Raw genomic sequence first — 13993 nt, forward strand, 5'->3', positions numbered from 1 at the left:
GGACGTCGCGCCGGCAGGCGCGCTCCTGGCGGCGGTCGGCACGGGGCTCCGCCGCGCGGGGCCCGGTGGTTCGCTCGCTCATGCCGATCCCTCCAGTGTGGGTGAGTCGGTGGCGGGACCGGGTTGCGGCACCGCGCCGACGCCGAAGAAGGCCCGCCGGCGCAGGTGGGCCCAACGGCCGGCCGGTCCGCGGTCGCGACCCCGGACCTGGGTGCCGCTGACCTCCGTCCCGGCGTGCCGGGCCGCCTCCTGGGCGGCCTCCGGCAGCGACCGTACCCCCTCGCCCCGGGTCGGAACCGGCCTGCGTTCCGCGCCGGCGCCCAGCGCCGAGATCACGGTGGGCAGCAGCGCGGCGGCGGCCACCGCGTACCCCTCCGCGGACGGGTGGAACCGGTCCCAGGCGAACATCCGGGTGGGTTCGGCGACGAACCGGGGACCGAGCATGTCGCCGAGGGAGACCGTCCAGCCACCCGCCTCCACCACCGCCACCGTCTGCGCGGCGGCCAGCTGCCGGCTCCACCGCCGGGCCAGCCAGCGCAGCGGCGGCTGGATCGGCTGGATCGCGCCGAGGTCGGGGCAGGTGCCGACGACCACCTCGCAACCGGCGGCCCGCAGCGCGCGGACCGCCTCGACCAGATAGCGCACCGCCAGCCCGGGTGGGGTGCGGTTGGTGACGTCGTTGCCGCCGATCAGGATCACCGCGACGTCCGGGTCGCACTCCAGCGCCGACTCGACCTGCGGCCGGAGCCCGGCGGAGAGCGATCCCACGACGGCGAAGCGGTGCACCCGCACCGGCCGGTGCAGCCGTCGGGACAGCCCGGTGGCGAGCAGCGCCCCCAGGGTCTCCCGGCGCCGGTGCACGCCGTAGCTGGCGGCCGACGAGTCGCCGAGCACCACCATGGTCAGCGGGCGGCCGGGGCACTTCGCGCCGTAGACGCCGTCGCAGCGCGGCGGGGGCGCCTCGGCCATCGGGATGGTGCGCCGGGCCTGGCGGGCCTGACCGAGCAGCACCCCGCCGGTCGCGACGAACGCCGCCGCGGTGGCGCCCGTGCCGATCGCCGCCATCCGGGCGATCTGGCGGGCGCGGTGCCAGCGCGGACCCGGTACGACGGAACCAGCCACCCCCATACCGCCACGTTATCGCGCCGGCCCGACACGCCGCTCTCCTCGGGCTGGCCGGTTCGTGCCTGGGAAGCGCCGCTTCTGGGTACCTGTCCGGTGACGGCGACGGGCGACGGGCGCCGGAGGAGCAGGTCGCGGCGGGCTTGCGCTCCCGCGTCACGCTGGTCGGGCGGAAAGGGGTCGGACGAGATGAGCAGGACGTTGAAGCGGAGCGCGGCGTTCACCGCGCTGTTCCGGGCACTGGCGGCGGGCACCCGGGGCGGGCCCTCGCTGGGCGCCCGGCTGGCGGCGCTGCCCCGGATGATCAGGGCGACCGCCCGGGGCGAGTACGACGGCGGCCTCCGGCTGGCCATGATGACGGCGGCGACCGCGTACGTGCTCTCGCCGGTGGACGTGGTGCCGGAGCTGTTCCTGACCATCTTCGGCCTGGTGGACGACGCGGTCATGGTCACCTGGCTGGCCGGCAGCGTGCTGGCGGAGACCGAGCGCTTCCTGGAGTGGGAGGCGCGTCGCAGCTCCGTCATCCCCGGGCAGATGATCCCCTGACGGCACGTACCCTGGGCGACGAACGAAACGTCTGCCCGGCCGCCGACGCCGGCGCCGCAACGAAGGGCACAACGAGGTGCAGTACTACGACAACGTCGTCGAGTTGATCGGCAACACCCCGCTGGTACGGCTGCGCAACGTCACCGAGGGCATCCAGGCCACCGTGCTGGCGAAGGTGGAGTACCTCAACCCGGGCGGTTCGGTGAAGGACCGGATCGCAATGCGGATGGTGGAGGACGCCGAGGCCGCGGGCATCCTCAAGCCGGGCGGCACGATCGTCGAGCCGACCAGCGGCAACACCGGCGTCGGGCTGGCCCTGGTGGCGCAGCTCAAGGGCTACAAGTGCGTCTTCGTCTGCCCGGACAAGGTCAGCCAGGACAAGCAGGACGTGCTGCGCGCGTACGGCGCCGAGGTGGTGGTCTGCCCGACCGCCGTCGCGCCGGAGGACCCGCGCTCCTACTACAACGTCTCCGACCGGCTGGCCCGGGAGATCCCCGGCGCCTGGAAGCCCAACCAGTACAGCAACCCGGCCAACCCGCGCTCGCACTACGAGACGACCGGCCCGGAGCTGTGGAAGCAGACCGAGGGCGGGCTGACCCACTTTGTGGCCGGCGTCGGCACCGGCGGCACCATCTCCGGCATCGGGCGCTACCTGAAGGAGGCCTCCGAGGGCCGGGTCAAGGTCATCGGGGCGGACCCGGAGGGTTCGGTCTACTCCGGCGGCACCGGCCGGCCGTACCTGGTCGAGGGCGTCGGTGAGGACTTCTGGCCGGAGACGTACGACCGGGGCGTCGCCGACGAGATCATCGAGGTCTCGGACAAGGCCTCGTTCGAGATGACCCGGCGGCTGGCCCGCGAGGAGGGGATGCTGGTCGGCGGCTCCTGCGGGATGGCCGTGGTGGCCGCCCTGGAGGTGGCCCGCAAGGCCGGCCCGGACGACGTCATCGTCGTGCTGCTGCCGGACAGCGGCAAGGGCTACCTGTCGAAGATCTTCAACGACAACTGGATGGCCCGGTACGGCTTCCTCGACAACTCGGGCACCGAGCCGACCGTCGCCGACGCGCTCGCCAGCAAGCCGGGCGGCCTGCCCGAGCTGGTGCACGTGCACCCCACCGAGACGGTCCGCGACGCGATCGACTACATGCGCGAGTACGGCGTCTCGCAGCTGCCGGTGCTCAAGGCCGAGCCGCCGGTGGTGACCGGCGAGGTGGCCGGCTCGATCGCCGAGAAGGACCTGCTCGACGCGCTCTTCACCGGGCAGGCGCACCTGCACGACACCATCGAGCGGCACATGGCCGAGCCGCTGCCGATGATCGGCGGCGGGCAGCCGGTGAGCGAGGCGGTCGGCCTGCTGGAGAAGTCCGACGCGGCGCTGGTGCTGGTCGACGGCAAGCCCAAGGGCGTGCTCACCCGGCAGGACCTGCTCGCCCACCTCGGCGCGCGCTGACCCGACGACGTACCGCGGGGCCTCCTCCTGTCGGGGGGAGGCCCCGCGTCGTCGTACCGGGCGTCGGAACGCACAGCGGCGGCACAACGAGGGCACAGCCGCGCCGGATGTCCGCTTCCTAGCGTCGGCGGTGGATCGAACGATCCGCCACCGAGGCCGGGAGGACCTGATGACGCAGCACGACCACCACGAGGGGCAGCGGGTCAGCCGGCGCCGGATCATCGCGGGCATCGGTTCGGTCGGGCTCGCCGGCCTGCTGGCCGCCTGTGGTCGGGACGGCGGCGGCACGGTCATCACGTCGACCGGGGCGACCGTCAGCCCGCAGGCCACCACGGCCAACGACCTGACCTCGCTCTTCTCCGGCGCGAACACCTGTGTGCTGACGGCGGACACCACCCAGGGGCCGTACTACTTCGACGCCGACAAGATCCGCAGTGACATCCGGGAGGACCGCGCGGGTACCCGGCTCCGGCTGGCGATCCGGGTGCAGGACAGTGAGCGGTGCGGCCCGCTGAAGGACGCCGTGGTGGAGATCTGGCACTGCGACGCGGCGGGCCTCTACTCGGGCGCGGAGGCCCAGTCCAGCGGCGCGGGCGGCGCCCCGGGCGGGAACGGCGCCCCGGGCAGTGCCCCGCTGGCCGGCGCCCCGGCCGGCGGTCCGGGCGGCGGCGGCCCCGGCGGCGGGCAGGCGGCCGACCTGACGCCGACCGACGACCAGCGCTACCTGCGCGGGGCGCAGGTCACCAACGCCGACGGGATCGTCGAGTTCACCACCGTCTGGCCCGGCTGGTATCGGGGCCGGACGGTGCACATCCACGCCATGGTGCACGTCGGCGACCAGCGGGTGCTCACCACCCAGCTGATGTTCGACGAGGCGCTCAACAGCAGGGTCTTCGCCGCCCAGCCGTACGCGGCGCACACCGGCCGGGACACCTTCAACGACAACGACTCGATCTACCGGGACAGCATGCTGCTGAAGGTGACCGAGGAGCAGGGCGGCTACCTCGGCGTGATCGTCTTCTCGGCGGACTCCGACCAGGACGGGACGTGACGGCTCAGCGGCTCAACGGGTCAGCGGCCCAGCTCGGTCGGCACCGCGACCACGTCGACGAGGGCGCCCCGGCGCAGCACGGTCACCGGCAGCCGGGTGCCGATCGCCGGGCCGAGCATGAGCCGTTGCAGGCCCTGGCCGTCCCGGACCGGCCGGCCGCCGGCGGAGAGGATCACGTCACCGAGGTAGATCCCGGCCAGTCCGGCGGGGCTGCCCGGCACCACCTCGACCACCCGCAGGCCACGGCGCTGGCCGATGCGCTCGGCGACCTCCGGCGGCAGCGGCACCGGGACGCCGGCCACCCCCAGCCAGGCCCGGCGCACCCGCCCGTTGGCGATGAGGTCGTCGACGATCTGCCGGGTGGTGGAGTTGATCGGCACGGCCAGCCCGAGGCCGTAGCCGGCGACGGCGGTGTTCACCCCGATCACCCGGCCGGCCGAGTCGGCCAGGGCACCGCCGGAGTTGCCGGGGTTGAGCGCGGCGTCGGTCTGGATGACGTCCTCGATGAGTCGGGTGACCCGGCCGTCCCGGGCCGGCAGCGATCGGCCCAGGCCGGACACCACCCCGGCGGTGACCGAGCCGGCCAGCCCCATCGGATTGCCGACCGCGACCACCAGCTGGCCGATCCGCAGGGTGTCCGCGTCGCCCAGCTCCACCGGCGGCACGGTCGCCTCGTCCACCCGCAGCACCGCCAAATCGGAGAGCGGGTCCGCCCCGACCACCCGGAACCGCGCCTCGGTGCCGTCACCGAAGGCGGCCGAGCCGTCCCGGGCGCCCTGCACCACGTGGGCGCTGGTCAGCAGCAGGCCGTCGGTGCCCACCGTGATCGCGGAGCCGGCGCCGGCCCCGCGCGCGGTCCGCACCGACAGGGCGGCCACGCTGGGCAGCACCCGGGCCGCCACGCCGGTGACCACCCGGGAGTACGCGTCGAGCGCGGCGTCCTCCGCCCGCTCGGTGTGATCGGTGTCCATGAACCCGGCAACGCGGCCGGATCGACGGGCATGCCCCGATCAGCTCAGAGCGAACGGGGCGGGTCAGAGCGGTCGGGCGTACCGGACCTGCGGGACGACGATCGGGCCGAAGTGCTCGTCGCGCCGGGTGCCCTCCGGCGTCCAGCCGCCGCGCTCGTAGAAGCGACGCGCGGTGAGGTTCTGCGCCAGCACCCACAGCACCGCCCGGGACCAGCCGCGCGACCGCATGGCGTCCAGCGCGTCGACCATCAGCTCGCGGCCGGTGCCCCGGCCCCGCTCGTCGGGGTCGAGGTGGATGGCGTTGAGCAGGCCGGTGGCCGGATCGGCCTCGTCGTCCGGGCCCAGGTAGCTGAAGCCGACCAACTGGCCGTCCCGCTCGGCCAGCGTCATCCGGTGGTCGTCACGCTCCCAGCCGAACCGCTCGACCCAGTACCGGCCCATCGCGTCGGCCGACGGGTCGGCCAGCGCCTCCGCCGGCAGGAACGAGGAGTACGCGGCCACCCGCGACGCCCGGTGCAGGGCCCCGACCGCCATCAGGTCGTCGACGGCGGCGGGGCGCAGCGTGATGGTCATCCGGCCGAGGCTACCCGGCGGGGCGGGACCGGCACGGTGGTCAGGTCCTCGGCGATGACCAGGTCCCCGGCGAAGTGCCTGCGGGCCTCGTCGGCGAAGCGGCGCAGGTCGCTGTACCGCTGGGAGAAGTGGGTGAGCACCAGCTTGCGTACCCCCGACTCGGCCGCCACCCGCGCGGCCTGAGCCGCGGTCAGGTGGCCGGCCTCGGCGGCCAGGGCGGTCTCCGACTCCAGGAAGGTCGACTCGATGACCAGCAGGTCGGCGTGTTCGGCGAGGGCGTACACCGCGTCGCAGAGCGCGGTGTCCATCACGAAGGCGAACCGCTGGCCCGGTCGGGTCACGCTCACCTCGTCCCGGGTGACGCGACGCCCGTTCAGGTCGAGGTGGCCGACGCGGAGCAGCTCCCCGACCGCCGGCCCGGTGATCCCGTACGCGGACAGCCGCTCCGGCAGCATCCGGCAGCCGTCCGGCTCCACCAGCCGGTAGCCGTACGCCTCGATGGAGTGCCGCAGCCGGCGGGTCTCCAGCGTGCCCCCGCGCACGGTGATCCGCTGCCCGTCCGCCTCGATCGGCTCGACGGCCAGCTCGGCGGTCTCGTGGAAGGAGGTGGCGTGCCGCAGCCGGGCGAAGTACTCGGCGCCGCCGGCCGGGAAGTGCACCGCCACCCGGTGCGGCACCCGGTCCAGGGAGAGCCGCTGGATGATGCCGGGCAGGCCGAGGCAGTGGTCGCCGTGGAAGTGGGTGACGCAGATCCGGGTCAGGTCGGTGGCGGTGACCCCGGTGTGCAGCAGTTGCCGCTGGGTGCCCTCGCCCGGGTCGAAGAGGATCACCTCGTCGTCCCAGCGCAGCACGTACCCGTTGTGGTTGCGCTGCCGGGTGGGGGCCTGACTGGCCGTCCCGAGCACCACCAGCTCGCGCATGGACAAGGCGGCCTCCCCGCTGAGCTGACCGGTCCGGCCGGGCCGGACATGAAGCGACCCCCGGGGCTTCCGCGCTCGCGCGCGGGCCGGCTGGACTGGGCCGGCACCCCGGGGGTCGGGTGGCTGTCGTGGTTTCGCCGCACCGCTGCCACACGGTCTCGACGATGGTGCAGATGCCCGCCTCGCGGCGGACGGGGTATCACTGTCGAGGACAGCGGCTAGCGGACAGCCACCTCACGAGTCCGATTGCTATACAAGTCTGGACCACCTCCTTTCCCGTGTACGGCCACGCTATCCAGTTCCGCGGGGCACCGGCAACGGATTTCGATCACAGCCCGGACGGAAATGCGTCGGGCCCGCCCCGTCCGCCGACGGGCAGCGGTCGGGGCGGGATCAGGAGGCGTCGGCGATGCCGATCGGGCCCTCCCGGGGCCCCTCCTCGTTGGCCGGCTGCACCGCCAGCGACGGGAAGTCGGCGAGGTCGCCCTCGGGCTCGGCGTCCCACTCCGGGAAGACCAGGTCGCTCTGGAGGTAGAGGCAGAGCAGTTGGGTGAGGTGGCGCAGCCCGTCCAGGTGGGTGCGCTCGTGGCCGTGGGTGGCGTCCACGCCGAAGCCGAGCAGGGCCACCCGGGCGTGCGCGCCGGCCTCGACCGCCGCCGCCACATCGGAGCGGTAGTAGTCGAATACGTCCCGGACCAGGTCGACGCCGTGCTCGCGGGCGATCGAGGCGAGGTTGCGGGTCAGGTGGTAGTCGAACGGGCCCACCCCGTCGCCCATCGCCAGGGTGGCCGCGTCCTCCCGGGACTGCTGGCCGGGGGCGACCACCGCCGCGTCCACCGAGACGATCTCGGCGACGTCCGGGTCGAGGCCGTGGCTGGCGCCGTGGCCGATCTCCTCGGTGACGGTGACCAGCAGGTGCGCGGTGACCGCCGGGGTGATCCCGGCGTCGACCATCGCCTTGAACGCGGTGAGTACGGCGGCCACGCCGGCCTTGTCGTCCAGGTGCCGCGACTTGACGTATCCGCTCGGGGTGATCGTCGGGTTGGGCAGGAACGCCACGAAGTCGCCCGCGTCGATGCCGAGCGCGCGCAGGCCGGCGACGTCGTCGACCGGCTCGTCGAGCCGTACCTCGACGTGCTCCCAGCCGACGCCCTGCACGTCGACGTCGTCGTTGTAGCGGTGCCCGCTGGCCTTCAGCGGCAGCACCTGACCGGTGATCAACCGGTCCAGGTCGTCGGTGAAGACCCGGACGTGCGCGCCCTCGGCGAACCGGGCGCTGTGCGTGCCGATGGTCTTCAGCTCCAGCCGGCCGTTCTCCTTGAGCCGCTTCACCATGCCGCCGATGGTGTCGGTGTGCACCACGATTGCCCGGTCGGCACCGGTCTGGCGGGGTCCGGGCAGGCTGGCGCTCAGCGCCCCGCGCCGGGTCAGCGTGGATGAGACGCCCAGCGCGGAGAGCCGCTCGCCGACGTACTGCTGCACGTGGTCGGTACGCCCCGACGGGCTGGGGATCTCCAACAGCTCCAGCAGCACCTGGCGCAGGTAGTCCAGGTCGATCTCCAGCGGCTTCGGGCTCACGCGGCGGCTCCCGGGCCGGCCGGGCTCCAGAGCCGCTGCGGGGCGCGGGTGCCGGGGAAGAGCAGGTCGACGAAGCGCTCGGCGGTCGGCTGCGGCTCGTGGTTGGCCAGCCCCGGCCGCTCGTTGGCCTCGATGAAGACGTGCTCCGGCCGGTCCGGCGCCGGCACCAGCAGGTCCAGCCCGGTCACCGGGATGTCCAGCGCCCGGCTCGCCGCCACGCAGGCCTCGGCGATCGCCGGGTGCAGCTCGGCGGTCACGTCGTGGATGGTGCCGCCGGTGTGCAGGTTGGCGGTCCGGCGGACGGCCAGCACCTCGCCCTCGGGCAGCACGTCGTCCATCCGGTACCCGGCCTCCCCGACCACCTCGCGGGTCATCTCGTCGACCGGGATGCGGGACTCGCCCCCGGTGGCGGCGGCCCGGCGGCGGCTCTGCCGGTCGATCAGCGCGGCGATGTCGTGCACCCCGTCGCCGGTCACCTGCGCCGGCCGGCGGACGGCGGCGGCCACCACCTCGTGGTCGATCACGATCACCCGCAGGTCCTCGCCGTCGCGCAGCTCCTCGATCAGCACGTCCGGGCAGAACCGCCGGGCCAGCTCGACCGCCGCGGTCAGCGCCTCGGCGGTGCGCACGCCGACGGTGATGCCGTTGCCCTGCTCGCCCCGCGCCGGCTTGACCACCACCGGCCCGACGTCGGCGAGGAAGGCGAGGTCGTCCGGCCCGCCGGTGGCGGTCCGGCCGCGCGGCACCGACAGCCCCGCCTCGCTGAGGATCCGCCGGGTGACCCGCTTGTCGTCGCAGCGGCTCATCGCCACCGCCGAGGTCAGCTCGGACAGCGACTCGCGGGTGTGGATGGTCCGGCCGCCGTTGGTCAGCCGCAGTTCCCCCCAGCGCGGGTCGGTGACCTCCACCCGGATGCCGCGCCGCATCGCCTCGTCGGCGACGATCTTCGCGTACGGGTTGAGGTCGTCGTACCCGGCCGGGGTGGCGGGCAGGAAGAGCCGCTCGTTGATCGGGTTCTTCCGCTTCACGCAGAGCGTGGCGGTGCGGTGGAAGCCCAGCCGCTCGTAGAGCCGGATCGCGCCGGAGTTCTCGGCGAGCACGGAGAGGTCGACGAAGGCCCGCCCCCGCTCGTCCAGCCGGTCGGCGAGCCCGGTCAGCAGTGCCTGGCCGGTGCCGGGCGGCGCGGTGTTGAAGTCGACGGTCAGGCACCAGAGGCTGGCGCCGTTCTCCGGGTCGGCGAAGACCGCCACGTGGTCGACGCCGGTGATGGTGCCGACGATCTCGCCGGTGGCGGCCTCGGCGACCAGGTGCAGGAAGCGGTCGGTGCCGGCGTTGTCGACCAACACGTCGACCGGCGCGGTGACCATGCCGTTGCGGGCGTAGATCCGGTTGACCGCGTCCGCGTCGTCGGCGTCGCGTAGCGGCCGGATCAGCAGGCCGGGGACCTCGCCGTCGCCGTCGGTGGCGGCCGGACGCCGCTCGCCCAGCGGCAGCCGGTAGGTCAGCGACGGGTCGATGAACAGCTCGTCCGGGAGCCGGGACACCAGCACGTGCGGGTCGCGCAGGTAGATGCAGATGTCCCGGGCGCCCGCGGCCTCGGACCGCAGCACCGCGGCGACGGCGGCCTGCTCGGTGAAGGTCTGGCCGAAGACCAGCCGACCCCAGCCGCAGTCCAGCACCACGCCGTCGGCGTCGTCGGACGTCGCCCTCGGTTCGGGCGCTCCCGGGGCCACCGGGTCGCCGCCGGGGCCGATGCGTTCCCGACGGCGGCCGAGCACCCGGTCCCGGTCGGTCCGCGCCGTGCCGGTCGCCAGCGTATCCGTCACGGTCAGTCGATTCCGTGGCTCTGGAGCCACATTTCCAGGAGTCCCAGCTGCCACAGCTTGTTTCCGTTCAACGGGGTCAGTTCGGCGTTCGGGTCGGCGAGCAGCGCGTCGACGTAGTCGGCGCGGAACAGGTCGCGGCGGCGGGCGGCCGGCGCGGAGAGCGCGTCGCGTACCCGGTCGAGCAGCTTGCCCTCCAGGTGGGTGAGGCCCGGCACCGGGAAGTAGCCCTTGGGCCGGTCGATCACCTCGTGCGGCAGGACCCGGCGGCCGATCTCCTTGAGCACGCCCTTGCCGCCCTGCGCCAGCTTCAGCTCGGGCGGGCAGCTCGCGGCCAGCTCCACGAACTCGTGGTCCAGGAACGGCACCCGGGCCTCCAGCCCGTGCGCCATGGTCATGTTGTCCACCCGCTTCACCGGGTCGTCGGTGAGCATGATCTGAGAGTCGATCCGCAGGCCGGCGTCGACCGCGGTCTGCGCGCCCGGCCGGGCCAGGTGCGCCGCCACGAACTCCCGGGCCGGGTCGCCGTCGGTCAGCCGGTCCGGGTTGAGCACCCGGGCCAGGCCGGCCGCGTCCCGGTCGAAGAACGCCTTGGCGTACGTCTGGAGCGCCTGCTCCCGGTCGACTCCAGCCAGCGGCGGGTACCAGTGGTAGCCGCCCAGGATCTCGTCGGCGCCCTGCCCGGACTGGACCACCTTGACGTGCCGCGACACCTCCTGGCTGAGCAGGTAGAAGGCGACGCAGTCGTGGCTGACCATCGGCTCGCTCATCGCCGCGACGGCCGCCTCCAGCGGCGGCACCAGGTCGCCGGCGGCCACCTTGAGCTGGTGGTGGTCGGTGTCGAAGGTCTTCGCGACCAGGTCGGAGTAGACGAACTCGTCGCCCTCCCGGCCGCCGACGGAGTCGAAGCCGATGGAGAAGGTGGAGAGCCCGGACTGCCCCTCGCCGGCCAGCAGCGCGACCACCAGGCTGGAGTCCAGCCCGCCGGAGAGCAGCACGCCGACCGGCACGTCGGCGACCATCCGGCGGCGCACGGCGGTGGTCAGCGACTCCAGCAGGGCGTCCTGCCAGTCCTGCTCGGACCAGTCGGCCCGCTCGGCGGCCTGGGTGAAGGACGGGTCCCAGTAGACCCGCTCGTGGGTGCGGCCGTCGGGCTCGTAGACCCGGACGGTGGCCGGGGGCAGCTTGGTGACGCCGCGCAGGATGGTCCGCGGCGGCGGCACGATGCTGTGGAAGCTCAGGTAGTGGGCGAGCGCCACCGGGTCGATGGCGGTGTCCACGCCGCCGCCGGCCAGCAGCGCCGGCAGGGTGCTGGCGAAGCGCACCACGCCCGGCGTCTCGGCCAGGTAGAGCGGCTTGATGCCGAGCCGGTCCCGGGCCAGCACCAGCCGGCCGGTGTCCCGCTCGCTGATCGCCACGGCGAACATGCCGATCAGGTGGTCGACGAAGTCGAGCCCCCACTCGGCGTACGCCTTGACGACGACCTCGCTGTCGCCCGAGGAGAAGAAGCTGTGCCCCTTGGCCTGCAACTCCTCGCGCAGCTCGCGGTAGTTGTAGACGCATCCGTTGAAGACGCCGGTGAGCCCCGCGTCGGGGTCGACCAGCGGCTGCCCGCTCGCCGCCGACAAGTCGATGATCTTGAGCCGCCGGTGCCCGAGGGCGATCGGCCCCTGCGACCAGACCCCGCTGTCGTCCGGGCCCCGGTCGCTCATCGTCGCCGCCATGCGCTCCACCGCCGCGACGTCGGCCCGTGAGCCGTCACGGCGGAACTCCCCAGCCAGTCCGCACATGCCAGGGAATGCTGCCAGAGGTTGTTGCAGCTCGCCTGTTGAGCCGATGTCGATGGCGTTACGTGTTTGCTAGGATGCGCGCCGCTCGTGTGCGGGCCCGAGGTCATCGCCGACTTTCCTGCCGGCGGCCGGGTGCGTGCCCGAATCGGGCCGGGCCCGCGGTGTGACAAACACCGCAGGCCCGGAACCGGACATCAGGTCGGTCAGCCCCCGGTACGGGCCACGCCGACCGGGCAGCTCAGCCCGTTGGGGCCGTGGTTGCAGTACCCGTTCGGGTTCTTGGTCGGGGCGAGGTACTGCTGGTGGTAGTCCTCGGCGAAGTAGTAGTCACCCAGCGGCGCGATCTCCGTGGTGATCTCGCCCTTGCCGGCCCGCGCCACGATCGGCGCGAACGCGTCCCGCGACGCCTCCGCGGTCGCCCGCTGCTCGTCGGTCGTCGTGTAGATCGCCGAGCGGTACTGGGTGCCCACGTCGTTGCCCTGGCGCATGCCCTGGGTCGGGTCGTGGTTCTCCCAGAAGACCTTGAGCAGGTCCTCGTAGGCGATCTTCGTGGGGTCGTAGACCACCTGGACGACCTCGGCGTGCCCGGTCATCCCGGAAGAGACCTCCTCGTACGTGGGGTTCCGGGTGTAGCCACCCGCGTAACCGGCCGACGTGGTGAGCACACCCGGGAGGGTCCAGAACAACCGCTCGGAACCCCAGAAGCAGCCCATGCCGAAGACCGCGACCTGCGCGCCCTCCGGGAACGGGCCCTTCAGCGAGGACGGCAGCACCTCGTGCCGGTCAGCAACCGGCATCGCGAGCGGCCGGCCCGGCGGGGCCTGGTCGGGGGTCGGCATTTCAGCCTTCATGCGGCGAAGGAACACGGTGGAACTCCTCTCGTACCTCTGCCCGCATGCAACACCCGCGGGTCCGACTTCCTTACCCGGCTTGCGTGTCCTCAGGCTCCGGCGGCAGCTGGCGCCGGTCCGAAAATCACCCGATCGTGAAAGAGCCCAGATAAACCGCCATTAATAGTCCATATGTCGTGAAGGATCCGCTACCTTGACTGAGCGTTCAGTCGGTTGGTCCGGCCCGACGCGCCGGTGCCCGGCACCGGAAGATCGAGATTCTTCGGATGGTGGCGTGACTCGTGCCGCGACGGTCGGATTGCTGGCGGTGTTCCTGATGCCTCCGGTGCTCACCGGCGCCTGTGGGCGGTCGGAGCCGGTCCCGCAGCGGGTCGGCGTGCCGGCCTACTGGTCGCCTGCGACGCCGGACGGCCGGGCGATGTTCGAGCGGCTGGCCCGGGGCGGCCCGGCCACCGGGATCGTCGTCGTGAACGGCTCGCGCAGCGCGCCCGAGCTGCCGTACGACCCGCACTGGGGCGAGGTGTTCACGGTGCTGCGGCGAGCCCAGGCGCGGCCGATCGCCTACGTGGACACGGGCTACTTCGGGCTGACCTTCGGCGGACCGGCGCTGGCGACCCGGGCGGACGGGCCCGGCCGGGGTCGTTCCGACGTCGACGCCTGGACGGCACAGATCATCCGTGACGTCGACGACTGGTACCGGGCCTACGGGGCGGCAGGGCTCCAGGGGATCTTCCTGGATCGGACGACCGCACTCTGCGGCCCGGGAAATCGGTACGTCGATCTCTACCGGGGGGTCGCCGCCCGCATCCGGGACCGCTACCCCGGCGCGTACCTGGCGATGAATCCCGGGCGTCCGACCGAGCGGTGCTACCGGGGCCTCGCCGACACGCTCGTCACATTCGAGGGGCCGTACCGCGACTACCTGGGCTGGCAGCCGTCCGGCTGGGAGAACGACCTGCCCGCCGAGCGGTTCTGGCACCTGGTCTACGCCGCCCCTGGCCGGCACGGTCTGCATCGTGCCGTCGCGCTCAGCAAGGAACGCAACGCCGGCTTCGTCCACGTCACCGACGGTGAGCACACCGTGGACGGCCTCGGCCATCCGTGGACTTCGATTCCGGACGAGGACTACTGGCGCGCCGAGCAGACGGCTGCGTTCGGCCGTGCGGTGACGCCCGCGGCCGACGTCGCGCCCTCCCACTGACCACTCCGGTCGATGCTCCACAGGGGACTAACTGACTGACCAGGCAAAACGTCCCCTCTTGAATCGTTTGACTCCAACGCCCGATTGCTCCTGTTAGGTTCCCCCGGTAACCCTTCGAGG

General features: G+C 73.1%; 12 protein-coding genes. 4 read left to right on the plus strand and 8 right to left on the minus strand.

Translation table 11 applies throughout. The annotated features are described in order from the left end of the window. Positions 1-78 precede the first annotated feature (78 nt). The gene (locus ACTWM8_RS04715; protein ID WP_377604417.1) at positions 79-1128 is read right to left on the minus strand and encodes an SGNH/GDSL hydrolase family protein; all 1050 of its coding nucleotides are present in this window, start codon (positions 1126-1128) and stop codon (positions 79-81) included. A gap of 183 nt (positions 1129-1311) precedes the next feature. Between ACTWM8_RS04715 and ACTWM8_RS04720 the strand changes: the two genes are divergently transcribed. The 3 genes from ACTWM8_RS04720 (at position 1312) to ACTWM8_RS04730 (ending at position 4166) form a co-directional block, all read left to right on the plus strand. Next, positions 1312-1668, plus strand: a complete 357-nt coding sequence (locus tag ACTWM8_RS04720; RefSeq protein WP_446212710.1) for a YkvA family protein — start codon at positions 1312-1314, stop codon at positions 1666-1668. 76 nt (positions 1669-1744) lie between these two features. Further along, a complete protein-coding gene (locus ACTWM8_RS04725; RefSeq protein ID WP_446212711.1) occupies positions 1745-3115 on the plus strand; it encodes a cystathionine beta-synthase in 1371 nt (456 codons plus the stop codon). A gap of 169 nt (positions 3116-3284) precedes the next feature. Beyond that, entirely contained in the window at positions 3285-4166 is an 882-nt protein-coding gene (locus tag ACTWM8_RS04730; RefSeq protein ID WP_446212712.1) for a hypothetical protein, read from the plus strand. Between the two features lie 20 nt (positions 4167-4186). Here the strand turns inward: ACTWM8_RS04730 and ACTWM8_RS04735 are convergent, their stop codons facing one another. From ACTWM8_RS04735 to msrA, 7 genes are all read right to left on the minus strand, one after another. Beyond that, positions 4187-5137, minus strand: a complete 951-nt coding sequence (locus tag ACTWM8_RS04735) for a S1C family serine protease (protein ID WP_446212713.1) — start codon at positions 5135-5137, stop codon at positions 4187-4189. Between the two features lie 63 nt (positions 5138-5200). Continuing rightward, the gene (locus ACTWM8_RS04740; protein ID WP_446212714.1) at positions 5201-5710 is read right to left on the minus strand and encodes an N-acetyltransferase family protein; all 510 of its coding nucleotides are present in this window, start codon (positions 5708-5710) and stop codon (positions 5201-5203) included. Beyond that, positions 5707-6636: a ribonuclease Z gene (locus ACTWM8_RS04745; protein ID WP_446212715.1), complete on the minus strand. Its 930-nt coding sequence runs from the start codon at positions 6634-6636 to the stop codon at positions 5707-5709. Before ACTWM8_RS04745 ends, ACTWM8_RS04740 begins: the two co-directional genes overlap by 4 nt. A 387-nt stretch (positions 6637-7023) precedes the next feature. Next, a complete protein-coding gene (locus ACTWM8_RS04750) occupies positions 7024-8208 on the minus strand; it encodes an osmoprotectant NAGGN system M42 family peptidase (protein ID WP_446212716.1) in 1185 nt (394 codons plus the stop codon). Next, positions 8205-10034 carry an N-acetylglutaminylglutamine synthetase gene (ngg, locus tag ACTWM8_RS04755; protein ID WP_446212717.1) on the minus strand — a complete coding sequence of 610 codons (1830 nt, stop codon included), beginning with the start codon at positions 10032-10034 and terminating at the stop codon, positions 8205-8207. The genes ACTWM8_RS04750 and ngg overlap by 4 nt, the downstream gene beginning before the upstream one ends. Positions 10035-10036: 2 nt before the next feature. Continuing rightward, positions 10037-11821 (minus strand): N-acetylglutaminylglutamine amidotransferase, encoded by a 1785-nt coding sequence (locus ACTWM8_RS04760; RefSeq protein WP_446212718.1) that lies wholly within the window; start codon positions 11819-11821, stop codon positions 10037-10039. A gap of 203 nt (positions 11822-12024) precedes the next feature. Next, positions 12025-12687, minus strand: coding sequence for a peptide-methionine (S)-S-oxide reductase MsrA (gene msrA, locus ACTWM8_RS04765; protein WP_446212719.1), 663 nt, complete (start codon positions 12685-12687; stop codon positions 12025-12027). 259 nt (positions 12688-12946) lie between these two features. On the opposite strand from msrA, the gene ACTWM8_RS04770 reads away from it, so the two are divergent. Further along, positions 12947-13873: a spherulation-specific family 4 protein gene (locus tag ACTWM8_RS04770; protein WP_446212720.1), complete on the plus strand. Its 927-nt coding sequence runs from the start codon at positions 12947-12949 to the stop codon at positions 13871-13873. Positions 13874-13993: the final 120 nt, after the last annotated feature.

It is taken from the genome of Micromonospora sp. IBSANI012 (assembly GCF_052814045.1).

Excerpts from the sequence above, each read along its gene's own strand:
- ACTWM8_RS04740 (WP_446212714.1), bottom strand. The coding sequence starts at position 5,710 with ATGACCATCACGCTGCGCCCCGCCGCCGTCGACGACCTGATGGCGGTC.
- ACTWM8_RS04715 (WP_377604417.1), bottom strand. The coding sequence starts at position 1,128 with ATGGGGGTGGCTGGTTCCGTCGTACCGGGTCCGCGCTGGCACCGCGCC.
- ACTWM8_RS04735 (WP_446212713.1), bottom strand. The coding sequence starts at position 5,137 with ATGGACACCGATCACACCGAGCGGGCGGAGGACGCCGCGCTCGACGCG.
- ACTWM8_RS04730 (WP_446212712.1), top strand. The coding sequence starts at position 3,285 with ATGACGCAGCACGACCACCACGAGGGGCAGCGGGTCAGCCGGCGCCGG.
- ACTWM8_RS04760 (WP_446212718.1), bottom strand. The coding sequence starts at position 11,821 with ATGTGCGGACTGGCTGGGGAGTTCCGCCGTGACGGCTCACGGGCCGAC.
- ACTWM8_RS04720 (WP_446212710.1), top strand. The coding sequence starts at position 1,312 with ATGAGCAGGACGTTGAAGCGGAGCGCGGCGTTCACCGCGCTGTTCCGG.